At 64.8% G+C, this 24,644-nt stretch carries 16 protein-coding genes; 10 read left to right on the forward strand and 6 right to left on the reverse strand.

From position 1 onward, the window contains the following. Positions 1-152 precede the first annotated feature (152 nt). A complete protein-coding gene (locus LY622_RS07575; RefSeq protein ID WP_234290335.1) occupies positions 153-908 on the forward strand; it encodes a DUF1499 domain-containing protein in 756 nt (251 codons plus the stop codon). A gap of 31 nt (positions 909-939) precedes the next feature. Here LY622_RS07575 and LY622_RS07580 read toward each other — a convergent pair whose 3' ends face one another. Both LY622_RS07580 and LY622_RS07585 read right to left on the reverse strand, forming a co-directional pair. Beyond that, a complete protein-coding gene (locus LY622_RS07580; protein WP_234290336.1) occupies positions 940-1,983 on the reverse strand; it encodes a proline racemase family protein in 1,044 nt (347 codons plus the stop codon). Then, positions 1,980-3,155, reverse strand: coding sequence for an alcohol dehydrogenase catalytic domain-containing protein (locus tag LY622_RS07585; protein ID WP_234290337.1), 1,176 nt, complete (start codon positions 3,153-3,155; stop codon positions 1,980-1,982). Before LY622_RS07585 ends, LY622_RS07580 begins: the two co-directional genes overlap by 4 nt. Positions 3,156-3,404: 249 nt before the next feature. Between LY622_RS07585 and LY622_RS07590 the strand changes: the two genes are divergently transcribed. Next, positions 3,405-4,355, forward strand: coding sequence for a diacylglycerol/lipid kinase family protein (locus LY622_RS07590; protein WP_234290338.1), 951 nt, complete (start codon positions 3,405-3,407; stop codon positions 4,353-4,355). 223 nt (positions 4,356-4,578) lie between these two features. Here the strand turns inward: LY622_RS07590 and LY622_RS07595 are convergent, their stop codons facing one another. After that, positions 4,579-5,895 (reverse strand): acyltransferase family protein, encoded by a 1,317-nt coding sequence (locus LY622_RS07595; RefSeq protein ID WP_234290339.1) that lies wholly within the window; start codon positions 5,893-5,895, stop codon positions 4,579-4,581. A gap of 234 nt (positions 5,896-6,129) precedes the next feature. Here LY622_RS07595 and LY622_RS07600 point away from each other — a divergent pair, with 234 nt between their 5' ends. Together LY622_RS07600 and LY622_RS07605 are read left to right on the forward strand one after the other, a co-directional pair. Continuing rightward, positions 6,130-9,738 (forward strand): S41 family peptidase, encoded by a 3,609-nt coding sequence (locus LY622_RS07600; protein ID WP_234290340.1) that lies wholly within the window; start codon positions 6,130-6,132, stop codon positions 9,736-9,738. A 105-nt stretch (positions 9,739-9,843) separates the two neighbouring features. Further along, complete coding sequence (locus LY622_RS07605; RefSeq protein WP_234290341.1) at positions 9,844-10,995, forward strand: MFS transporter; 1,152 nt, start codon at positions 9,844-9,846, stop codon at positions 10,993-10,995. Positions 10,996-11,010: 15 nt separating this feature from the next. Here the strand turns inward: LY622_RS07605 and LY622_RS07610 are convergent, their stop codons facing one another. Together LY622_RS07610 and LY622_RS07615 are read right to left on the reverse strand one after the other, a co-directional pair. Beyond that, positions 11,011-12,243 (reverse strand): DUF3422 domain-containing protein, encoded by a 1,233-nt coding sequence (locus LY622_RS07610; protein WP_234290342.1) that lies wholly within the window; start codon positions 12,241-12,243, stop codon positions 11,011-11,013. Between the two features lie 145 nt (positions 12,244-12,388). After that, on the reverse strand, positions 12,389-13,288 hold the full coding sequence (locus LY622_RS07615) for an alpha/beta hydrolase (RefSeq protein ID WP_234290343.1): 900 nt from the start codon (positions 13,286-13,288) through the stop codon (positions 12,389-12,391). A gap of 226 nt (positions 13,289-13,514) precedes the next feature. Between LY622_RS07615 and LY622_RS07620 the strand changes: the two genes are divergently transcribed. Together LY622_RS07620 and LY622_RS07625 are read left to right on the forward strand one after the other, a co-directional pair. Continuing rightward, a complete protein-coding gene (locus tag LY622_RS07620) occupies positions 13,515-14,576 on the forward strand; it encodes an acyltransferase family protein (RefSeq protein WP_234290344.1) in 1,062 nt (353 codons plus the stop codon). Positions 14,577-14,621: 45 nt separating this feature from the next. After that, positions 14,622-15,515 carry a universal stress protein gene (locus tag LY622_RS07625; RefSeq protein ID WP_234290345.1) on the forward strand — a complete coding sequence of 298 codons (894 nt, stop codon included), beginning with the start codon at positions 14,622-14,624 and terminating at the stop codon, positions 15,513-15,515. Positions 15,516-15,531: 16 nt separating this feature from the next. On the opposite strand, the gene LY622_RS07630 is transcribed toward LY622_RS07625, so the two are convergent. Further along, positions 15,532-16,245: a DUF3581 domain-containing protein gene (locus LY622_RS07630; RefSeq protein ID WP_234290346.1), complete on the reverse strand. Its 714-nt coding sequence runs from the start codon at positions 16,243-16,245 to the stop codon at positions 15,532-15,534. A 125-nt stretch (positions 16,246-16,370) separates the two neighbouring features. Between LY622_RS07630 and LY622_RS07635 the strand changes: the two genes are divergently transcribed. The 4 genes from LY622_RS07635 (at position 16,371) to LY622_RS07650 (ending at position 24,625) form a co-directional block, all read left to right on the forward strand. Then, positions 16,371-19,817 (forward strand): translocation/assembly module TamB domain-containing protein, encoded by a 3,447-nt coding sequence (locus LY622_RS07635; RefSeq protein ID WP_234290347.1) that lies wholly within the window; start codon positions 16,371-16,373, stop codon positions 19,815-19,817. Positions 19,818-20,015: 198 nt separating this feature from the next. Then, positions 20,016-20,576, forward strand: a complete 561-nt coding sequence (locus LY622_RS07640; RefSeq protein ID WP_234290348.1) for a hypothetical protein — start codon at positions 20,016-20,018, stop codon at positions 20,574-20,576. 88 nt (positions 20,577-20,664) lie between these two features. Continuing rightward, the gene (locus tag LY622_RS07645) at positions 20,665-21,741 is read left to right on the forward strand and encodes a putative porin (protein WP_234290349.1); all 1,077 of its coding nucleotides are present in this window, start codon (positions 20,665-20,667) and stop codon (positions 21,739-21,741) included. 46 nt (positions 21,742-21,787) lie between these two features. Beyond that, complete coding sequence (locus tag LY622_RS07650; protein ID WP_234290350.1) at positions 21,788-24,625, forward strand: bifunctional diguanylate cyclase/phosphodiesterase; 2,838 nt, start codon at positions 21,788-21,790, stop codon at positions 24,623-24,625. Positions 24,626-24,644: the final 19 nt, after the last annotated feature.

Consider the following 24,644-nt stretch of genomic DNA (forward strand, 5'->3'; position numbering starts at 1 on the left):
TATAGGCCCTAGCAGCGAGCCTCGCGAAGACGAGTGTTGCTGCCACCAGGCAGCAGAGCGAGACTCACTGACAGCTTTTCATAGCGTAGGATGAATTGGCGCAGACCGGAGCATCCTGAACGATGCAGCATGACAATGGCGAGGAAAGCACTATGCACTCAGCACGCCGAGGTGGGCGGTGGCCGGCGGTATCGGCGCTGCTCGCCCTTATCCTGCTTGGCCTTGCGGCACTATTGATGGGCACAGCGGGCCCCGCCTATCGCTTGGAATGGCTCGGCCTGAGCGGTGCCTTCGGCATGCTGCGTTATGGGGCCTACGCCGCCTTTGCAGCGGTCGGGCTGGGCCTGATTACCCTGGTGATGGCCGCCCTCTGCCGTCGGTTGCGCCCGGCAATGGCCGGCGGCCTGGCTCTGGTTGGCGCCGTGGCACTGTTGATCGTACCGCTGATGCACCTGCAGCAGGCCCGGGCAGTGCCACCGATCCATGACATCACTACCGATACCGAGGATCCGCCGGCCTTCACAGCGCTGGTGGAAGCCCGCGAAGCGGCGCCCAATGCCGTGGAGTACCCCGGCGAATCATTCGCCCGGCAACAGCGCGAGGCCTATCCGGATATCGAGCCGCTGGAGCTGCCGATTTCCCTCGACGATGCCTTCGAGGCCGCCGTGGCCGAAGTCCATGCCTCCGGCTGGGAACTGGTCGGTGTCAGCGATGACGTGATCGAGGCCGTTGCCGTCACCACCTGGTTCGGTTTCAGGGACGACGTGGCGATCCGGCTGCGTGAAAGCGAGAGCGGCACCCGGGTGGATATGCGCTCCGCCTCGCGAATCGGTCGCAGCGACGTAGGTGCCAACGCCGCGCGAATACGCGCCTATCTGGCGGCACTGGAGGCGCGAGTGCAGCCATGAACACCCCAGGCGTCCCCAGGTGCCGCCGCTGTCAGCCGTGACGGCTGCTGAGGATATGATGCAGGCTGCCGCACTCCACCATGTGGTCCTCGCAGTTGACCACGATCTCCGAACGGGCCAGGACGTAGCTCTTGCCGGTGATGGTGTTCTCGACCACCTGATGCTTGCCGCCGGCCTCGCGCGCCGAGACGAACTCGCCGATGAAACCCGTTTCCCGCAGGGAGACGGTTTCCAGCCGATCACCGGGCTTGATGGTGCCTTCGTAGTGCATCAGCGCCAGCCGGGCCGAGGTACCGGTGCCGGTGGTGCTGCGACAGATCACCCCGGGATGCACGTAGGTGGCCGAGCGCGAGCGGTAGAAGTCGTCGGCGATCTGGTCGACCGGCCCCATGAAGTGCAGGAAGGGCAGCGGCCCCACATCGCCCAGGGTGTAGTGGGAGAAGCCGCTGCGGGCCTGGATCGCCTCGACGATGCGATGGGCACATTCGGCCAGCGCCCGCTCCTCCTCGCGCTTGAGCGAGAAGCCCAGTTCGGCGGCATCCACCAGGGCGTAGAAGCCACCGCTATAGGCGATGCTGTAGGTCACGTCACCGACGGAGGGCACATGGATGGTGGCGCGATGGGTGTCGATGTAGCTGGGCAGCCCGCCACAGGTGATGGCCTCCACCACGCCATTTTCGACGCGCGCCTCGATCTGCACCAGCCCCGCCGGCGACTCCAGCATGAAACGCTGGCCTCCTTCCCGCTTGGGGATCAGGCCGCTCTCCAGCAGCGCCGTGGCCGTGCAGATCGTATTGGAGCCGGAGTAGATGGGGTAGCCCATCACCTCCATGATGATGTAGCCCATGCTGGCCCTGGGGTCGGTGGCCGGAACGATGAGGTCCACCGACATTTCGGGAATGCCGTAGGGTTCGTCCAGCAGCAGCCGGCGCAGGCCATCGGCGTCGTTTTCCAGATACTCCATCTGCTGCCGCACCGTGTCGCCGGGCAGCGGATCGATGCCGCCGATCACGATCCGGCTGACGTCGCCGCCGGCATGGGTATCGATCAGGCGCAGCGTCAGTTCGTGGCTCATGCCTTCTCCTCGAGTGCGTAGGGTGCGCCGTGCTCGGCCCATTGGGAGTCGGGCACGATAACGATCTTGCCCAGGTAATTACTGCCACGATTGACGAAGTAGGTTTCGGCCTCGTGCAGGTCGGAGAGCTTGAAGGCCGCATGCAGCACCGGCTTTAGCTGACCGGTACGAATCCATGCGACCAGCTGCTCCGCCTCTTCACGGGTGCCGTGCGAGACGCCGAATATCTGCATCTGGTATAGGTAGATCCGGGTCCACATGATTTCGCTGAGGTTACCCCCGCTGGCTCCGGCGATGGAGAGACGTGGGTAGGTGGAACGGCGCTTCATGTCGACGATCATGGTATCGATGAAGCGATCCGTCATTTCGCCGCCGACCAGGTCCATCACCGCATCGATCGGGGCACCGCCAGTGGTTTCCAGCACCCGGTCGACGAAGGTGGGCAGGTCGCCGCGGTCGATCACCGCCTCGGCGCCCAGCGCAAGCAGCGCGTCCGCCTTGTCGGGCTGGCTCACGGCATAGGGAATCGCGCCGACGATACGGCACAGCTGTATCAGCGCGGTGCCCACGCCGCCACTGGCGCCGCTGACCAGCACCCGCTCGCCCGCCGTCACCTTGGCCGAGGTCATCATGTGGTAGCCGGTCTGGTAGGAACACATTCCCATGGCTGCCAGCTCGGCATCGGCAAGCTCGGGGTTCGCCACGTGGTGGAACTGGTCGGACGGCACGGCAACGTACTCGGCGTAGCCACCGTCGGCGCCGTGGCCGTAGTAGTCCGGCATCAGGTTGATGTCGCGTCGCGCGTCGGGGTAGAGGTTGAAGTCCAGCAGTCCGCGCTGGCCAATACGCTGGGGGTCTACTCCTTCGCCCACGGCCGCCACGCGGCCGGCCACGTCGGCACCCTGGATGCGCGGAAAGGTCAGCGTCGGCGAACCGCCCATGGCGAAGGAGGTCACCTCCCCCTTCTCCTTGGTGGGGTAGAGCCCTTCGCGGGCCTTGCGGTCGGTATTGTTCTTGGCCGTTGCCGTGACCCGCACCAGCACTTCGCCCGGCCCGGGCCTCGGCGTGGCCACGTCGTCGCGGTAGACCAGCTTGTCGAGGCCGCCATGGCCGGTCAGCAGCATCGCAGCCATCGTCTCGAGCACATTCTCTGTCAGGGTATCGGATGCCATGCTCCACCTCCTGGGTTTGAAGGGTAAGGTTGCTGATTGAACCACGCCCCCCGCCCCCGAAAACATCACCTGGCCGGCCGAATTCTTTCTGTATTGTATGGATTTAGTGTCACTTCTTTCTTCTGCGTGACGCAGCGAAGAACGCCGACACGAAGGGCAGGGGGCCATATCAATATATTGGAGATGCATCTACCCGGCTGGCTGACTAAGCTCATGGATGCACGGGCGCAGGGGTAAGGAGACACCGCAATGCGTGACTGGTTGATCGTCAATGGCAAGGCCGGCGATGGAAAGCGCGGCGAGTCATTCTGGAAGGCCCACCTGAATGCAGCGGGCATAAGCGATGTCACGACACGCGACCTGACGCAATCGACCTGGGATAGCGATATCTGCGAAGGCGACCGGGTACTGGTGGCCGGTGGCGATGGCTCCGTCAACCGGGTGGCATCGGTCTGCGTCGAGCGGAAAGCGACCCTGGCAGTACTGCCTTCTGGTACGGCAAACGATTTTTCCCGTAACTTGGGCCTGCCGGAAGACCCGGCGGAGCTATGTCGGCTGATCGCATCGGGCCAGACCACTGATGTCGACGTGGCCTGGGTCAACGACAATCTGTTCCTCAATGTCGCTCACATCGGGCTCGGCACCCTGCCGGCCCGGGAGGCCTCTCAGGGACAAAAGCGCCGGTGGGGCCGCTTCAGCTATCTATTCACCTTGGCGCAGCAGGCCGGCTTGCAAAAGGGTATTCATGCTCGCATCGAGTGCAACGAGCAGGTCACCGAGGGACGCTGGCTGACCATTGCCATCGCCTCGGGTGCCTACTTCGGCGGCGGTCACAACATTGCCGAAGCCAGGATCGACGACGGACATCTGGACATCGTGGCGGTTCGGCAACGCTTCTGGCTGACTCTGTTAATTGCCTACTTAAGGACCCGTCTGCTGAGACGGGCACCTCGCCGTCACGACACCGTTGTGCACTTCAAGGCGCCCCAGTGCCGTATCCAGCTGCGCCACGAACATACCCTGACCGCGGATGGCGAGGACATGGGCCGCATGGCAGACGTCTTCGCCTTCACGCGGCACGGCGTGCTCAAGGTGCTGTGCGAGCAACTTACCCCGCCCCAGCCGCTCATGCTGAGGGAGCAGCGCTTCACACCCAGCGACACACACCCGATGGCATGGTCAAGCTCCGGACCATTCTGAGTGCTCACTAGTTGATGCATTGGGCAGGTGCAGTCGTCGGCCCACAGCTTGCCCAGGGCGATCGGCAACGGAACCAGCGCTTGCCGGCCGCCCCAGGTCACGCCGACAGCTGAGTCGATGCTGAAGCTTGTCATACGCCTGCTGCCCTGCTGTCCCGCTTTGCTGCTCGTACCGTGACGAAATGATTTCCCGGCGCTGTTCACGGAACCTGGTGGGCGCGTCGCTATCGTGCACGCAGCAGCCAGGAGGCGAGGGCCACCCCCACCAGGCCGATGACGGCACCGGGAAAGGCGCCCAGGCCAAGACTGACCCCCAGGCCGACAAGTAACGCGCCACCTCCCGTGAGAATGGCCGCCGTGCTGGTCGTGTGGGGCACGTCCTGTTTGCGGTAGCGTTCATAGGCCACCACCACGAGCATAACCGGGGTGACCATCAGTATGCAGAGCCCAAGCCACTCCAGCCGGCCGATCCAGAAGCCCGGCTCACCGGGCAGGCCGGCATCGATCGCCCAGCCCAGGCGCGCTCCCAGCCAGGTGGCGGGCAGTTCGGCGAACTTGTGCCAGAGATAGAGCTGCAACCCCAGGGCGCCGAACATCGCCATCCAGCGCCCCATGTGCTGGCGCTTGAGAAAGTTGCGTACCGGGGTCTCGAAGAGCACGACCAGGCCGACCTGGAGCCACATCACACCGAGCAGCGCCAGGGTCGGCGGCAGCAGGTTGGTGTGACCGCCGACGTTGCCATTGACCATGGAGACGGGGTAGCCGACCGCCACGGCCAGCCCCAGCCAGGCCAGCCCGAGCAGCAGCAGGCCCAGGCCGGTACGACGACCGAAGAAGCGGCCGTGCCACCAGGCGATGCCAAGCTGCTGCGGCAAGACCCAGACAAGGACGATGTTGACCCAGCCGAAATAGTCGTGGGTGTCGGTAACCCGTGCGCCGAACTCGAGCAGGTCGGCGATGCCAGTGGGCCTGGCGCGCAACAAGTCGACCATGGCGATGAGCAGAACCAGGCCGGCAACGGCCTTGAGCCCCCAGCGACGGTCGGCCCAGACGCAGAGCGGCAGCAGCAGTTGCACCCCCAGCAGGATCAGCAGAAACCAGAGGTGAACGGTCAGCGAGTGGTTGAGGGGACCAAGGGAGCCATCCCTGGTGAAAAGCGCGGTGAGCGCAAAACCGGTCAGAACTGCCAGGTAGGTGACGGTGGGCCGCGAAAGCCCCAGGGCGCGGTCCGCCCACCAGTGCAGGTGGGGCTTGCCCCTCTCCAGCCGTTGCTGGACGCCTTGAGCGCTGACCGCGGCAGAGACAAACACGAACAGCGGCACCACCTGCACCAGCCAGGTATACAGCCCGGCCGGCGCCCATACGTGGAGGATATGGTCGGTATCCACCAGGATGCCACCCTCGACACGGGGCAAGGTCGCCGCCCAGTGCCCCAGCACCACGATCAGCAGTGCCAGGGCACGCAGTGCATCCGGGTAGGGGTCCCGTTCGTCACTCGTTGTTCCCTTGTGTGCTTCTTGCTCTGGCCGTACCTGGGTCACAACCCGTCTCCTTCTCCCTGGCTGTTACGGCTCTTGACTCCCCGCCGCCATTTCCGGCCTTGGCCTCCCCTGGCCTCGTTTCCCAATGTGACGAAACGTCGCTTTCGACAGCAGCCTAGTCGAAAGCAGGCCGACAACCAAGACAGCGCCCGCCGCCAGCATTCGTAGGGACTCGGGATTGTTGCTACGTTGGTTGGGCATGGTTCAGCAAATGATAAGGCTTGGCGAATGGGAATGGCGCGCGATATTGGCAGCATCCTGGGCAACGCGGTACGGAGAATGGCCCTGGCAACGGCGGTGGGCGGGCTACTGGCAAGCGCCCCCACGGCAGCGACCGCTGATGTCGGCCTGCCCCGCTTCCCCTCCATCAGTCCGGACGGTTCGGAACTCATCTTCAGTTGGCGAGGCGATCTCTGGCGGGCGCCAACCGACGGCGGCGATGCCATCCGCCTGACCCGCCACGATCTCGACGACCTCTATTCGAGCTGGAGCCCGGACGGGGAGTGGATCGTGTTCGCCTCGATGCGCGACGGCTACCTGAACCTGTGGCGCATGCGCCGCGACGGGGGGGAGCTGACCCAGGTCACCCACGGCGACCAGCATCTGCGCAACCCGGCCTATGGCGTCGACGAGGACGGTGAACCGGTCATCACCTTCTCCGGCATGCTCGAAGCCGATGTCTACCGTGACCAGCGACCCTACCGGCTGTCTCCGGAGGGTGGCGAGTATCGCCGGCTGCATGATGCCTTCGGCTCCGAGCCGCAGCTTTCGCCCGATGGACAGCGCGTCGTCTTCACCCGCGGCGGCGCCTACCACGGCTGGAATCGTCGCCACTACCGCGGTCCGGACGCCATGAACGTCTGGCTGCATGACCGGGAAACCGACGAGTTCGAGGCCCTCACCGAGCGCGATGGAGACGATGGCAGTGCGCGCTGGGTCGACGACGAGACGCTGCTCTTCATGTCCGACAGGGAAGACGAGACGGTCAATCTCTATCGCGTCGAACTGGGGGAAGAGACACCCACCTTCGAGCGTCTCACCGACTTCGATGAGCGCGACCTGCAGCACTTCGATGTTTCCCGCGACGGCAGCACCGCCATCCTGCAGGTCTGGGACACTCTTCTCACCCTGGATCTGGAGGACCCCGACGCCGTGCCCGAGCCTGTCACCCTGCGGGCTGCCGCGGACGGCCGGGACAACCATGAGCTGCGCCGGATCAACCGGGACGTGAGCGAGGCGGCGCTCAGCCCCGACGGCCAGACCATGGCGTATATCGCCTACGGCAGGGTGTACGTGCGGCATATGGACGACCAGAGCCCGACCCAGGCCGTGACGCCGGGCACCCACGCCCGCCACAGGGACATCGCCTGGTCCCCCGACGGCCTGGTGCTCTATTTCGTCAACGACAGCGACGGCACCGAGTCGATTCACGAGGCTCGTGTGGCCCTGACCCGGGACGAAATCCGCCAGACCCATGAGCGGCTGTCACCCGATGAGCGACCCTCTCGCGACTGGGAACTCACGGCACCCTCGCCCGATGAGGCGGCCAGGCCCACCCCCGAGGAGCCGGCGGAACCGGACCCCGAAGCCACTGGCGAGCCGGATATCGCGCTGCAGGGAGAGGAGCCCGAGGACCCGTTCGCCCCGCAGGATCCGGGGTTCCTGATCACACCCACTCTGCTGCCGACACCATCGCCCCCGGTGGATGAGCCGGAGCCGCTGCAGGACCAACCGATACAGGCCGAAAGCATTCCGGAAGAGGAGCTCGACGTCGAGGTTGCCGAAGATGTGCCACCCGAGCGCGACCCGACCCGCTGGCATGACGCAGTCCAGTTCGATGTTCAGCCGCTGGTGGCAAGCGAACACAACGACCGGCAGGTCTCCCCGTCCCCGGACGGCCGCTCCCTTGCCTTTCGGCGGGGACGCGGCGACCTGGCGATAATGGATCTGGAGAGCGGCGACGAGAGAACCCTGGTCGAGGGCTGGGACAGCTTCACCCACTGGCGCTGGTCACCGGACAGCCGCTATATCGCATTTTCCCGCAACGACCTGAACTTCAGCGCCAATATCTTCATCGTGCCGGCAGACGGCTCGAAAGAGCCGGTCAACATCACCCGGCATCCGCGCAACGACCTCAACCCTCGCTGGTCGGCCGATGGCCGCAAGCTGAGCTTCATCTCCAACCGTTCAGGCGACAGCTACGACCTCTATAGCGTCTATCTCGACCGTGTCATCGAGACCTACACCCCTCGCGAACGGACCACCTACTATCGCAACGCCCGCAACGAGGCCGATAACCGCACCCCGCTGCCGGTCATGCGGGAGGAGAGCCAGGAACCGGACGCTGTCGACGAGCCGGCACTCGAACTGGAGAACGCCTGGCGCCGGGTGGAGCGTATCACCGCCACCCCCGCCCATCAGTCGGCCAACGAGATGACGCCGGGGGGTGACCGCTACGTATTCAATGCGGGCAGCGAAGGGCTGTTCGTCATGGACTGGGACGGCAGCAACCGCACACGCCTGGGGCCAATCGCCAACGTGCAGCACCTGAGCACCACCGGCGATCGCGTGGTCTATATCAGCGATGGCCGCGTGGGGGTGGCACGGCTCTCGGGGGGTACCCATCAGCGTCCCGATATCTCGGACCGCATTCGCATCGACCTGCAGGCTCAGTCGCTGCAGAAGTTCCACGAAGCGGCACGGATGATCGGCGAGAGCTTCTACCGCGAGGACATGAAGGGGCTGGACTGGTCACAGCTGGTCGAGGATTACGAAACGCTGATACGCCGCGCGCGAACCCCCAGCGAGTTCAGCGACATTGCCAATCGCCTGATGGGTGAACTCGCCGCCTCCCACATGGGGGTGTCCAACCCCGGCCCGGTGTCGGCACTGCGCGAGCCCTCCGGCCGGTTCGGCATCGAGCAGGAACCCATCGTGTCCCAGGTCGACGGCAGGGCCGGTTACCGCGTCACCGAGGTGATCCCCGAAGGGCCGGCAAGCCGAGGCCCCATGCCTCTGCGGGAAGGCGACATCATCACCGAGATCGACCTCCAGCCCTTCGAGGAACGCGAGACCCTGCTGCGACGGCTGCGCGGGCTTGTCGACCAGGAGGTGATCGTCACCTTCGACCGTCCCGGTGACAACGGCTATACCGAATACCGCACCATGCTGACGCCGATAAGCATGAGCGATCTCGCGCGGCTGAAATATGACCATTTCCGCGAAGAAAGTCGCCGCAAGGTCGAGGCGCTCTCCGACGGCCGGCTCGGGTACCTGCATATCCAGGCCATGAACCAGACCTCGCTGGAGGGCTTCCAGGGGGATCTCTACGCCGCCGCGACCGACAAGGACGGGCTGATCATCGATGTGCGCAACAACGGTGGCGGCCATACCACGGACCGTATCCTGACCTCGATCATGGCTGGCGAACATGCCTATACGATTCCCGTCGGCGCCGACCCGGGGGCAACCGGGCATTACCCGCAGGACAGGCTGGACGCGCCTCGCTACACCCTGCCGATCAATATGCTGGCCAACGAGAAGAGCTACTCCAATGCCGAGATCCTGGCCCATGCCTTCTCCACCCTGGGCCGTGGCAACCTGGTGGGCCAGCAGACCTACGGCGGGGTGATCTCCACCAACAGCCACACCCTGATCGATGGCGCGACCGTCCGTCGACCGTTCCGGGGCTGGTTCCTGCCCGACGGCACCGACATGGAACACCATGGGGCGATACCCGATATTCCGGTCGAGCAGACGCCGGAGGATGAAGTCGCCGGCCGCGACCGTCAGCTTGAGCGCGCCGTGTCGGACCTGCTCGCCCAAATCGACGCCCAGGAGTAACCGCGAGGATGATGGCAGCCCTGCCGGTCAGGCAGGGCTTTGGAGGATATCGGGCCAGGGATCGTGCGACAATCGCCCGCCCGCCAACAATGCCATGGAGCGGATATGCTGGCCCGACAGGATGCCCGAGTCACCCTGACCTACTTTCTCGTGCTTATCGCGATTGGCATGAGCGGAGGCCTGCTGGGGCCGGCACTGCCGCACCTGGCGGAAACGACCGGTTCCAGCATGGGGCAGATCGCCGTGCTGTTCACCGCCAGGGCGCTGGGCAACATGCTCGGCTCGGTGATATCCGGCCTGTTGATCGACCGCTTTTCCGGCCACCGGGTATTGATCGCGATGCTCGTGCTGATGGCGATGGGGCTCGCGGCGGTGCCCTTCAGCCAGACGCTGGTCATGCTCACGGCGGTCATCTTCGTGCTCGGCTTCGCCGAGGTCTCGCTCAATGCCGGATCCAACACCCTGCTGCTCTGGACCCACGGCACCGGATCGGCCCCATGGATCAGCGCGCTGCATTTCTGCTTCGGGTTCGGCAATATGGCGGTGCCGCTGGTGCTGGTGGCCGTGCTGGCGGTGACGGGGCAGTTTGCCTGGGCCTTCTGGCTGGTCGCGCTCTTCGGGCTGATGCTGCTCTGGCCCCTGGCGCGGCAGGCAAGCCCACGCCCCCTGGTCGACAAACGCCATGACAAGCCCGCCACACCGCGCCCCGATCCCTTGCTGTTGGCTATCTTCATGCTGATGTTCGGACTCTACGTGGGCCTGGAGATCACCTTCGCCGGCTGGGCCACCGCCTACGGCACCCTGAGCGGCATGCTCCCTCAGGACGCCGCCATGCTGGTCACCTTGTTCTGGCTGACGCTCTCCGCCGGCCGCCTGCTGGCGATCCCGCTGCTCAGGCTCTTTTCCCCCTGGACGGTGCTGATCAGTTGCCTGGGGCTCGGACTGGCCACGACCCTTTCGCTGCACTTCGCCTGGCTGCCCCTACCCCTGATGGCGCTGCTGTTCGGGCTTTCGGCCTCGGCCATCTTTCCGACGCTGTTCGGCCTCAGCAATCAGCTGATCACCATGAGCGGTCGCACCACGGGCCTGATCTTCCTGTCGGCAGGAATCGGTGCCCTGGCGGTGCCGTCACTGACCGGCCCCATGCTGGAGTGGGCCGGCACCCGAGCCTTTCCCCTGCTGCTGGCCACGCTGATGGGCGCCTTGATGCTGGGGTTGGCCATGCTACATGCCAGGGTCAAGCGTGTGACAGCCTGAGTCTGGCCCCGCACCTCAGTGGTTCTTGACCCGCCAGATACGCCAGGCAAGCACGCCGATGATGGCAAGACCCAGCGGGCCAATGATCGACGCGGCCACGCTGGGCACCACGGGCACCCCAAGGGCCCCGAGACTCTCCAGCGACAGCTTGAACAGGCTGAACACGTAGTAGCTGATGACGATGATCGAGAGCCCCTCGACCGCCTTCTGGATCTTCAACTGACTGCTGGCGCGCTCGTTGAGGCTGTGCAGGATGCCCGAGTTCTGCTCCTCGATCTCGACCTGGGCACGAGTTCGCAGCAGGTCGTTGAGCCGGGCCACGCTCTCGGCCAGGCTCTCCTGGCGCCGATTGATCGCGGCACAGAAATGCACCGTGGGACGAAAGCGACGCAGGATGAAGGTCCCGAGGCGGGGACTCTCCTGCACTCGCGATTCACGCAGTTCCTCGATGCGTGTAAACACGATCCGAGCGTAGGCCTCGGTGGCACTGAAGCGCTGCCGCGACCGGGCGCCGCTACGCTCCAGGCGAGCCGAGAGCAGTGAGAGGGCCGACAGCAGCGGACGCGGGTTGGTCTCCGCCTGCTCGGCATTGCGATCCGAGAGCTCGCCGAGCTCGGTCTCGTAGCCCTGCAGTTCGAGGCCGAGCTCCTTGGCCAGGGGCAGCGACAGCGAAGCCATCATGCGGTAGGTCTCGATCTCCAGCAGTCGGCGCACCATGCGACCGAGACGGAAGGCGTTGAGCCTGCGGTTGATCAGCAGCAGATGATTCACGCCCTCCTCGGTAAGACGAAAATCACTCCATACGGTGGCGTCGCCACCCCCCACCAGAGAACCAGCCGGGTCGTTGAAACCATACGCCTCCCCCTTTCCGCTCCAGGCCTCCTCGGCCTCCACCAGGACCAGGGTGGCATTGATCAGCAGAGCCTGATTGGCAGCGATGATCGAAGCCAGTGGCTCGGGCGGCGCCGGCCATCGTTCGCTGTCGCTGCCACGCGGTACCAGCAGGGTGAGCGTGAAGAATTCGGTATGCCTCTCCCACTTCAGGGTCATGCCCTCGAAGGCCAGAATTTCCTGAACAGAATCGGTATCCAGCGCGAGACCCGTTGTCTCGCCAAGCTGTGCCAGGATGGCATCACAGCCTCCATCCTCATCCAGAAAGGCGTAGTGGTGGACGTGGGCCGGCTCCGAGAAGTAGATGGAGGGCCGGGCGTGCAGTTCGTTGTGCAGACGTTCTCGTTGAGGGTGCATGTCGGGGCCTGAAAGGTAAGTTGTTACCCGAGACTAAGGTCTTAAGGCCCCCAAGCCAACTGCTATCATGCTTTTCCAGACCGCCCCAGCCTTCGCAGCCCCCCGCAGCACGGCCCCAGGCGGGCGCCTTCGGCCGGCCTGGGCTTCACCCTGCCGCGTCCTGCTGGGCCAGCGTCTCCAACGGCACCGGTCCCTGCAGGAACTGGAACATCCACTCGAGCGCGCTGGGCAGGCTGGCGCGCCAGACCCGCCAGGTATGCCCCCCACCCAACACATCCAGGGGCACCAGATCGGGCTGGTGGTGTTTCAGCGCCTGGCGCACCAGGCGGGCGTGATGCTCTGCGTTGTAGACGTCACGGTTGCCGGCGCTGAGATAGAGTGGCACGACGATTCCTCGCTCCAGGTAACGATCGAGATGGGCGGTGTAGTTGCGCCGCTGCCAGAGATCGGTGTCGAACTGGCCGTTGTCGTCGAGGAAGGCGGGGTGTCGATTCGCCGAGGAGTTGGCAGGAGGCCGCGGATGGTAGCTGGCCGGGCTCAGGGCCGCGGCGGCTCCGAAGAGTTCCGGCCGCTCCAGCGCGAAATTGAGGCTGCCATAGCCCCCGGCGGAAAGCCCCGCCACACCGCGCCACTCCCGCTGTGGAACCACCTGCCAGGTCGCCTCCACCCGGGGCACGAGGTCATCGAAGAAAGCCGTACGCGCCGCCTGGTTGTAGCCGTCGATCCACCAGCTCTCGCTGCCGGGCATCACGATGACCACTGGCGGGATGACACCCTGGCGAATCAGGCGGTCCGCGGTCTCCTTCAGCGCCCCCCGCTCGACCCAGTCGGACTCGCTGCCGAAAGAGCCATGCAGCAGGTAGAGCACCGGATAGGCAAGATTCGATTCACGGTAGCCTGCCGGCAAATAGAGGGTATAGGCGTAATCACGCTCCAGCACCGTCGAATGGAAGCGATGGTGGGTTACCTCTCCGGCCAAGGCCGGGGTGGTGCCCAGCAGTAGTCCCAATCCAAGACAGAACCTGATAGCGTGGCTGATCGTCATGCACGGACTCCCTGTGTCCGGAAACGGATGTATGAAACACTGTTTCCAATCTGGGAATTTCTGCTCCTCCCCGTGGTCGACCGCACAGCGGTGCGGGATGTTCCTGCTAGCCGTCACGACTGACGGTGACAACCACTCCAGCGCCAGCCACTACACCGGACGCCAGCGACTACACCGGCGACAGCTACGACTGCCAGAGACAGCACACCAGGGAAGGCCAAGGACCATGAAGCGAATCGAAGAAATCTATTGGCTACGCTTCTACGGCTGTCTTGCCGTCTTCGCCTTTCACCTGCTCGATCGACTGAACCAGCACGTCGACAATGTCTATGTCGACCTGGCCCGTATCCCCACGGTCCTCGGCACGCCAATTTTCATCTTCATCTCCATCTTCCTGTTTGCGGCCCGTTACGGCAGCCAACCGCCCGATGGCTTTCTCAACAAGCGCCTGCAGTACGTGATGGTGCCTTATCTGGTCTACGGACTGATCTATTCGACCACCAAGTTCTTGAGCCTGCGCCAGCAAGGCATCGACATCGGATTCTGGGAAAATCTGGTCTTCTATCTGGTCTATGCCGGCTGGCACGGCTACTTCCTGATCATCGCCATGCAGTTCTACGCCTTCTATTGGCTTTATGCCCGCTATGGTCTGGAGCGCTGGCTGAAACCCGGCCCCTGGCTGGTGATCGGCAGCCTCATCGGCATGGCCTACTGGGGACTGACCCGCCTCTACGGCATCGAGCCCCCCGGCTACCTGCTCTGGATCGCTCCCTTGGGCTGGATCTACCTGTTCTTCCTGGCCATGCTGGTGGTGCGCTACTACGCCCAACTGGATCCCCCGCGCCTGGATGAGGTGCCTGTACTGAAGCAGCTCTCCCAGCCACACTACCTGGCGGCCTTCGTTGGTCTCATCGTCCTGCTGACGCTGCCCGGCTGGCTGGAGTACTCTTCCAAGGAGACTTGGGTGGTGCCGCTATTCATCCTGTTTACCCTCTGCGCGGTCACTCGCCTGCGTCACCGGCCGGCGCCGCCGCTGGTCAAGTACGTCAACCAGTACTCCTTCGGCATCTACCTGGCCCACCCCATGTTCTTCGCCATGGTGGACGCGGTCAATGCGATCCTGGTCATGCCAATGCTGGTGTATACCGTCCTGCTGATCGTGGTCGGTCTCGCAGGTTCCATCTGGCTGAATCAGCTCGCCAACCACACTCGCTGGGGCGGGATGCTGTTCGGTAAACGGCTATTCGTACCGGGCATCCGGCAGACGCCAGCGGGTCAATTGCGCTAATCTGGAAACCTGACTCACTATCTCTGCCTGCAAGGGAGACCTACCATGAGTGAGCGCATTTCGCTCGTGATCGTGCCAGTGGATGGCTCACCCACCGCCGACGCTGCGGCACGTCATGCCGCCATGCTGGCCCGCCTGCTGCAGGCATCGCTGCAACTGCTGCATGTGATGCCGCTGAATCCTCCCGAACTCAGCGACCTGCCCGCCAACCGGCGAGCCGAGGCCGACCGGGACCGCTCACTGCGTCTGGAAGCCGCCAGGAACGCCTTCGCTCGTGCCAGGCAGGTCATCGACCCAGCGTTGAAGGAGGCCATCAACGAGGTGACCCTGGAGGACGACACCTTCATTCGCCATCCGGCGCGGGCCATCGTCGAACACGCACGGAGCCATGAAGCATGCCTGCTGGTGATAGGCGCCCGCCATCTCAGCGATATGGGCAAGTTCGTGGAAGGCAGCGTCAGCAACGAGGTGGTTCACAAGGCCCCCTGTCCGGTCACCGTGGTGCATGCCGAAGCGGCCCCCGAGGATATCCAGCGCATCGGCCGGGTGCTGCTGCCGGTGGACGGCTCACGTCACAGCGACAGCGCCGCGCTTCTGGCAGGCGACCTGGCACGCAGCGCCGATGCGGCGGTAGAGCTGCTGTTCTGTCGCCCGTCGGGCAAGCCACCGCAGCAGGCAGATGAACCCACCGACGAGGCCGAGCGCATCTTCCATCGCGCTCGCAAGGTGCTGGGCGATGTGCCGGCGGGCATCATCGAGCAGGTTTTGACCGGCGAGCGCTATGCCGAGGCCATCATCCAGCAGGCCCGACGCCACGAGGACTACCCGGTTATCGTGATGGGCCGCAGGGGGCTTGGCACATGGCGGGAAAAGCTCCTGGGAAGCGTCAGCCATCGGGTTATCGATCAGGCGTCGTGCCCGGTCACCGTGGTGGTATGAGCCGGCCGGCGGCCTGTCAGCCGCCGGCTTCGTAGGCGGCCTTCAGCCGGTAGAACTCGGTGACGATATCCTCCATGGCCGAGGCGTCATAGTCGCACAGCCCGCTGACCACCAGTTTCTTCGAGCCACTGCCGACCTCTTCCCCCCCATCGGTGATGCGGAATTGCAGGGTCACATCGCCGCGTTTGCCGCTCACCGCCATCCTCGAGTCCACCAGCTCCAGCGAAGGCCGGCCCAGATCCAGTCTTTCCAGCGAGAACCCCATGCTGTCGTAGATCACCAGTGGGCGTCGCGGATTGAACATGACGCCCTTCTCTTCGAGCAGCGGCTTGAGCACGTGGGGAAAGTTCTTGCCCGAGAACGCCACGTAGCAGCGGGTGAAGGCCTCCACCGCCGACTCGTCCCGGGTCGTTTCCCCGCTGCGGGTCACATCGAGATAGCGCTTGCCGCCATCGTCGCTGACACCGATATGCCCGCTCTCATCCTCCTCCAGGCACAGCGTAGTCCCGTCACCGACCATGCTGCGAAAATGGAAATCCATCTCCCGGGAAAGGCCAAAGCGGCTCAGCACCAGGGCAAACAGCAGGTCGCCGGGAACGCAGAAGCGACGCGCCTGGGTGTCGTGAATGGGATTGAAGTCGCCCGCGATGCCCTTGGCGAAGTCGCTCGCCTGCTGTGCGGTGATGCGAATGTGCGAATCCGTTTGCGTATAGTAGGAATCAAGAAACATATGTGGTCCGGCCTGCCCTGGATGATGTGCCACAAAAAGTAACGGTGATGATGCCATAAAATCACCGAGTGCGAAGCCACCGGGACCAAGGCCCTGATCGCCAAGGAGAAGGCAGCCGCCTGACGATGTCTCAGAACAGTGAAAGAACACCGTCTCCTCGCCGTCTTCGCGTTCGGCTCCTGCTCTGGCTGCTGTCCGGCCTGCTGATGCTGGCGCTGCTGGCACTGGCCGGCACCAACATCCTGCTCAACAGCAGCTCGGCACAGAGCTGGATCGACCGCCGCCTGCCCCACGTCACGGTGACCTGGAACTCCGGCTGGAGCCTGTGGCCGGGACAGCTGCATCTTCAAGGCCTGACCATCGAGGGTCACGCCACCGAGCTGCCTCTCTACCTGGCGGTGGACGAGGCCGAGGTGCGTATCGCGACAACCGGGCTGGTGCGCCGGCGACTGACCCTGCACCAGCTCGATGCCCACGGCATTCGCCTGCTGCGCATGGGTCCTCATCGCCTGCAGGGCGAGGGCGAGCTGCGGGCAACGGGCCTGGAGCTGGCGGCGCGACGCGTTGGTGCCGAATCGTTCCGGCTGACACTCGACGCTGGCTCGCTATGGCGGGACGACACCCTGCTGGCCGGCGACCTCACGCTGGACACGGCGCTGAGCGTGGCCCCCTTCGACCCCGCAGGCCTGGATCGGCAACAGTTGGGCCAGGTATCCGGGCACCTTTCCCTGGCCGGGCGCGCCGATGCCTGGGATGTGTTCAATCCTTACCTGCAAGCCACGCCCTGGCTCACGCTGGATGGCAGCGGTAGTCTCACCGCCGAGCTGTCGCTGCACAACGGCGTGCTGGACGCGGGCAGCCACCTGACGCTGGACTCGCCGGACCTGGCCGTTGAACTCGACGAGGCCGCCCTGCTGGGCAGTGAACGTGACGGCGGAGCCCGTCAACGGCTCTCCGGTCGGGGCCAGGCCAGCCTGGAGGTCCGTGCCGGGGAGACGGCATCCCAGCCCCACCTCGATGTGACCCTGGAGGATGTCGCCATGCATCCCCTCGAACCGGCCGAGGAAACACCGCTGCTGACCAGTCGACGCTTCGCGATATCGGCCCGGCTCGAGAGCGCCGACCTCACCGCGCCCCCCGCTCCTCCCGCCTCGGCGCGAATGACCTGGCAGGAGGCCGAGGTCCCCGACGTGAGCCGCCTTGCGCGCTACCTTCCGCCCGGCCTGCCACTCGCGCTTCACGCCGGCACGGCGCGCCTGGATGCCCGGTTCGACTATCAGGAGGGCCGGCTCGAGGGGCGGGCCGACCTGAGCGGCAATGACATCGCGATGACACTGATGGAACAGCCCCTCACCGGCGAGCTCGCCCTGGGGCTGAACCTTGCCGAGCTGGACCCGATGGCATCTCGCCTGGACCTCTCGGGCAGCCGGTTGCAGGTGACGGCCGCCCGGGAGGACCCGGTGGGCGAGGCCAGCCCCATGGTCACCGAGCTGAGCTTTCCCCAGGCCAGCTTCACCGCGCCAGGAGCGCTCGATGCGTGGCACGCCCCGGATGGTGCGGCGCCCCTGGACGGCGCGGTGACCGTGGTCGGCCGGGTATCACACCTGGCCTTTCTCGATACCTTCCTTGAGGACGCCTTCAATGGGCGCGGAATGACGCTGGACGGCGCCGGACGACTCTTCGCCGACCTCAGGTTCGAGGACGGCCATCCCGTGGCGGGCGGCCACGTGACCATCGAGGCCTCGACCCTGGAGGCACGCTTCCTCGACTTTCACGCCCAGGGACGAGGCCGGCTCGTCGCCCGCCTCGTCGAGGCAGCCGACGGCCCCGGCGCCGAGCTGCAGCTCCGCCTGGAGCAGGCACGTCTTGCCCGGAGCCAGGACAGCCGCCCCCTGCTGGTTGCGCCGCTGCTTAACCTGACGGCCGAGATCGATACCCTGACACGGGAACATGCCGCACGCAGCACCGCCCTGCGGCTGACCTGGCCGGAAGCGGCCGTCCCCGATGTGGCGGTACTCGGCCGTCACTTGCCCGACTCGTCGCCACTGAGGCTGCTGGGCGGCAGCGCCACGAGCCAGGGTCAACTGACCTTCGACGCCGAGGGGGTGCGGGGAGAGATCGCGCTGACCGGACAAGACCTGCGCGTGGGCCTGTTCGATGCCGAGGTACAGGGGGCGCTAAGCCTGGCACTGCCACTACGCCACGCCAGCCTGGACGGCGCCAGGCTCGATCTCTCCGGTTCGCGCTTCACCCTGGAAGTGGACGGCGACAATGAAGCGCAGCGGGTGACGACACGGCTATTGGCCCGCCAGGCTCGCTTCACCGATCCCTTCGCCGGTAACGGGCAGCCGCCTCGCACCCGCCTGGTGCTGGACGGCAGCGTCGACCGACTCGGCTTTCTCGATCGCCTGCTGCCCCGTGCCCACGGCCTGACGCTACGCGGCGCCGGCCAGCTCCAGGCCGACCTCGACCTGGTGGGCCATGAGCCCCAGCCCGGCAGCCGGGTGAGAGTGGATGCCGACCGATTGGCCGCCACCTTCCTCGACTATGCGGTCCGTGGCAGCGGCAGGCTGGAAGCCTTCATCGAAGGCGACCGAGCCGAGCCCGGGGCACGCCTGACACTCGACCTGCCCCGGCTCTCCCTGGGACGTCGGGACGACACCACCGAATACCTCAGCGGCCGGCACTTTCGACTCGAGACGACCTTGCCTCGCTTCAGCCTCGAGCCGGAGACGATACCGGTGGATACCCTCCGGACCCGGATCGAGCTGCCCATCGCCGAAGTGGCCGATATCGCCGCTTACAGTGGCTACCTGCCCCAGGGGGCCGGGCTGGCCCTGCTCGGAGGCAATGCCAGCCTGACGGCCGACCTCCAGCTGGATGGCCTCCGCGCCCGGGGCGACCTGACCCTCAGGGCGTTCAAGAGCGACCTGCGCGTTGGCGAGCAGCGGCTACGGGGCGATCTATCCCTCGATGCCCGGCTGAGGGAGGGGAACCTCGAGGCCCGGACCTTCGATGCCGCCGGTACCCGTCTACGCCTGGACAATGTCTCACTCGAGGGACCCGAGGGGGGGCAAGAACGCGGCTGGTGGGCTCAGCTCGACCTCGAGCGAGGGCGGCTGACCTGGCAAGAGCCCCTCAACCTGTCGGCGCGATTCGGGCTTGCCATGCGCGACTCGGGGCTGCTGGCCAACCTCGTGCTGTCCCGCGCACGAGAGCGACCGAGGCTGGCCCGCCTGCTGACCGTGCCGATGATCAGCGGCCATGCCGATGTCGACCTGTCCGACAACAGGCTGCACATCAGTGACCTGCGCCTGACCGGACGCAACCTGGAGATGCTTGCCGACCTGCGCCTCATCGACGATAGGGTACAGGGGGAGTTCTATGCCCGCCTTGGGGCATTCCGGATCGGCCTGGCCCTGGATGAGGAGGGGCGCGACCTGCAGCTGTTTCGGCCGCGCCGCTGGTACCAGAGCATCGAAGAGGCCCGTTCCGAAGCGGATTCCCGTCAACCCCTACAGCCTGGCTGGCAGCAGGAGATAGAGGGCTTTACTGCTTCGGACCCACGCTAGTCCCTTGAAAAACATGCTATCTTGATCAAGCCTGCCGGCTTGCGTTGATGGCCCGAACGCATTGATGTGCGCCTTCGCGACGCAATGCGTCTATTGTGCAGATATGTATCATTGATGTAAGACTATTACATTCGGGAAGCATGACATTGCCTGGGGCCAAGGCCCTGGCAAGGGAGCGGGGGAATTCACTATCGATACGTGCAAGATGTCCTGGCCAGTTTCGTCACGCTTGAGGCCGGACACGGGGAGGTCATCGTCCAGCAAGGCGATGACCATGTCGATTCGCGCTGCCGCGGCGCGCTGCTCACCCAGCCTTGGGGAAGGTGCCGCGTGCCTGCTTTGAAGCGACTCCTGCTGCTGACCCTGCTGCTGCTGGCGCCCTCCGCCAGTGCCGATGAGCACCAGGTATCCCTGGTGGCTCACCCGGATGTCGATACCGGTACCTTGACCCGCGATAACACGCGCGCCATCTTCGCCATGCGCCAGCGTACCTGGCCCGACGGACAGGCCGTACGCGTCTTCGTGCTCCCCAATAATCACGCCGTGCACGGGCGTTTCACCAAGGAACGCCTGGCCGTCTATCCCCACCAGCTGCAGCTGGCCTGGGACCGCATGGTCTTTTCGGGTACCGGGCAAGCACCCACTAGAGTCAGCAACCAATCCGAGATGCTGGAGCGCATCGCGACCACGCCCGGCGCCCTTGGCTATCTGGAAAGGGAGTATCTGGATGATCGAGTCCAAGTTATTTCGATGGAGTAGTCGTTGCTCTCCGCTGCTGGCTGCACTGGTGCTTGGAGCTGGAGCACCGGGCGCGGCCGCGGAAGAGGGTCCGTTAGACACGCTGCAGATGCATGGATTTCTCAGCCAGGCCCTGGTCATCACCGACAGGAATGACTTCTTCGGTCCCAGCAGCAGCGGCTCGGGCAGTCTCAAATATACCGAGATCGGTGCCAATGCCTCGCTTCGCCCACACCAGGACTTCCTGGTCGCGGCCCAGGTACTCAGCCGCCGTGCCGGCGGTGACGGCAGCGATGCACGACCGGTACTCGACTATGGGGTCATCGATTATCAACTGCACTCCAGCCAGCAGCGCACCCTGGGCATCCAGGCCGGGCGTTTCAAGAACCCGTTCGGCTTCTACAACCAGACACGGGATGTCGCCTTTACGCGGCCGAGCATCCTGCTGCCACAGTCGATCTACTTCGATCGCACCCGCTCGCTGGGGCTATCTGCCGACGGAGGCAGCGTCTATGCCGAGGAGCGCCTGGACAGCGGTACCCTGAGGCTCAAGGCCGGCATCGGCACGCCGACGACCCGGGGCCTGGAAGACCAGCTGTTCCCAGCCGGCATGGGCATCCACGTGGATGGCAGCACCTCCTATATCGGCCAGGTCCTCTATGAGCACGGCAACGGGCATTTCACCGCCGCCCTGAGTGCCGCAGATGTCAATCTCGACCTCTCCTCCGGTTTCGGCAATGGCGAGCTGAACTTCCAACCCTGGATACTCTCCCTGCAATACGACCAGGAAGACTGGGCCGTGACAGGAGAGTACGCCATACGCAATGTCGCCCTTTCCGGGGATATTCGCCAATCCGATACCACCGGTGAGAGCTGGTATGTGCAATATACTCGCCGCTTCCATCCCGACTGGCAGTGGCTGGTGCGCTACGACAGCCTGGTGACCGACCGCAGCGACCGCTCGGGCAGAGCCTACCAGGACCAGGGCCTGGGTCCGGCGCACGCCCGCTATGCCAATGACATCACCATGGGCTTGCAGTGGAGCGTAACCCCCCGGGTGCTGCTGGCGGCCGAGTACCATCATATCGATGGCACCGGCTGGCTGCCGCTGCAGGACAACCCGGACCCATCCGAGACCAGACGACGCTGGAACATGGTGTTGTTCCAGCTTTCGCTTCGCTTTTGATCCGCCATACTGGTTTCTTCTCAACACCGGCTAGGGATGAGCTTGCATGAGTGCATCGATATCCCAGGGAATACGCCATCGCCTCAGCCTCACATGGCGAGTCATCGCCCTTAGCAGCCTGCTGCTGCTGGCGCTGGTGGTACTATTTACCTGGCTCGGCCATGCCAATCTTACCCGCCAGTTCGAGGAGAGCCGCGAGGAGCACAACGCCCGGCAGGCCCGGGAGATCCAGCTCGCCCTGCAGCGTTCCGAAGAGGGCCTGCAACAGCTGGCGGCACTGACGGCCGCTTCCCCCGACCTCGGCCCCGCACTACAGACCGGCGATGCGGAGGCGCTGTTTCACTCTCTCTCCTCGCAGTGGCCGACCCTCCAGCTCGAAGCGGGCATCGATGAAATACTCGTGTTCAATGCCGAGGGCAGCCTGCTGGCGGAGTGGGGCCAGGGCCAGGCCGACAACGAGCGACCGATCCAGGCCTGGGTCGACCAGGTGATGACCACCGAGTTCCCGCTCTCCGCACTGCGCTGCTCCACCGACTGCCGCCAATATGCCGCCGTACCGATTCTGGTCGCCGGGGAAAGTGTGGGCATGGTCATGCTGTCGCGCTCACTGGCGGACGTGACCCGGCAGGTACAGCAGGTATCGGGCAGCGATGTCGCGCTGCTGATCACCGGCACGCAGTCGCCACCATCGATGCCGGAACGACACCTGGAGAGCTGGAATGGCAACCTGGTCGCCGTGACACGCCAGGAAGCCTATCTCCTCCTGCTGGAGACGGTGGCCGAGCAGACCTCCCTCAATGACCTCCTGCAGTCTCCCCTGCACCTGCATCATCAGGGGCACGATATCGAAATCTCTGCCATCCATATGGCGTCGGATGAGGATCGTCGCAGTAGCGGGTACTTCCTGCTCGCCTCCGATATCACATCGCAGATCCGCGGCATCAGCCAGGACACGCAAGTCCTGCTTGCCGCCGGTATCGTCGGCTGGCTCGCCGCCGAGCTCCTGCTGCTGGCCATTCTGCTGCGCCCCATGGCACGACTCCGTCGGCTTGCCGGCGTGTTACCGGCTCTCGCCCACGGCGGGTTTGGCCAGGCCCGTAACGCGATCCCCGTCCCGCGCCGACGCTTCCCCGACGAGATCGACGTGCTGGAAGGCACCACCCTCGATCTGTCCAACCAACTGGAAACCCTGGAACGGGAGGTGGGCGCCCGAGGCGCTCAACTGGCCGAGCGCGTCGAGGAACTCGCCCGGGAGCGGGACTTCGTCAGCAGCCTGCTGGATACGGCGAGGGTGTTCATCGTCATTCAGGATGAGCATGGGCGTATCAGCCTGGTCAACGACTATGCGCTTTCGATCATGGCCACCCAGGAGGAAAAGCTTCTGGGCCGCCTGTTCGACGACGTCTTCGCCGCTCGCGACAGTACCAGCCTGGGAGAGGACATCGCCCAGGAGGAGCGCAGCCTGCTCACCTCGGAAGGGCGACAGCGCACCATCGCCTGGTACCACGCCCCGCTGCCGACGCGTATCGAGGGGGAAGCCTCCCGCATCTCGGTAGGTCTCGATATCACCGAACGCAAGGTGGCGGAAGCCCGTCTGACCTGGCTGGCCGAGCGAGACCCCCTGACCGAGCTCTACAATCGACGCTATTTCCATGAGGCGCTCGCCCTCGCCATGCAGCGCGGACGGTGCGGTGCCGTGCTGCTGCTCGACCTCGATCAGTTCAAGGACGTGAACGAGCTCAGCGGACATCACACCGGCGACCGCCTGCTGCGCATGGTGGCGGACACCCTGTTCCAGGTGTTCGGCCATCGCGGCGTGATCGCACGGCTGGGCGGCGACGAATTTGCCCTTCTGCTGGAAGGTGCCGATGCCAGGCAGGCCATGTACGTGGCCCAGCAGATCATCCCCCAGCTCGAGAATACCGGGCTGGATGCCGGCGGTCAGCGGCACCGGGCCGCCGCCAGCCTGGGCATCGCCCTCTATCCGGATCATGGCAACAATGCCGCCGACCTGATGGCCAGCGCCGACCTTGCCATGTACAAGGCCAAGGAGAGCGGCATACAGCGTTGGCATCTGCTCTCTACCGTCGAAAACGCCAAGGACGAACTCCAGGAGCGGGTCTATTGGGTGGAGAGAATACGCCAGGCCATCGAAGAGGATGGCTTCGAGTTGATGGTGCAGCCCATCGTCCGGCTGAACGACAGGGACGTGCGTCATTACGAGATCCTGCTGCGCATGCGAGGCCCCAAGGGCTCGCTGATTGCGCCGCTGCACTTCATTCCCATCGCCGAACGCAGCGGCCAGATCGTTCAACTGGACCGATGGGTGCTTCGCCATGGCCTCAGGGCACTGAAACACGTTCAGGAGAAGGGCATCAGCCTGGCGATAAATCTCTCGGGACAGACCCTGCACGACGATGGGCTCAAGCAGTATCTGATGGAGGAGCTGGCCGCCAGCGGTGCCGACCCGAACTACCTGATCCTGGAGATCACCGAGACCGCCGCGGTGACCGATTTTTCCACGGCACGGGGCGTGCTTCAGTCCATCCGTGATCTTGGCTGTCGTACCGCCCTGGATGACTTCGGCGTCGGCTTCAGCAGCTTCCATTATCTCGGCGAGCTACCGGTGGACTTCATCAAGATCGACGGCGCCTTCATCCGCAGCCTGTTGACCAACCCGGACAGCCGGGTCATCGTCCGGGCAATCGCCGACATTGCCGCCGGTTTCAGCAAGCAGGCCATCGCAGAGTTCGTGGATCAGGAGGCGCTGGTACCACTGCTCGAATCCTATGGAATCACCTACGGGCAAGGCTATCACCTCGGCCGCCCTGTGCTGCTGACTGACGTCATTCCGGAAGCCCTGAGCAACCATGACGGGGCCTGAACAGCCAACGGAAGCTCGA

The sequence above is a fragment of the Halomonas alkalisoli genome (genome assembly GCF_021412585.1).
GTDB classification, from domain to species: Bacteria; Pseudomonadota; Gammaproteobacteria; order Pseudomonadales; family Halomonadaceae; genus Halomonas; species Halomonas alkalisoli.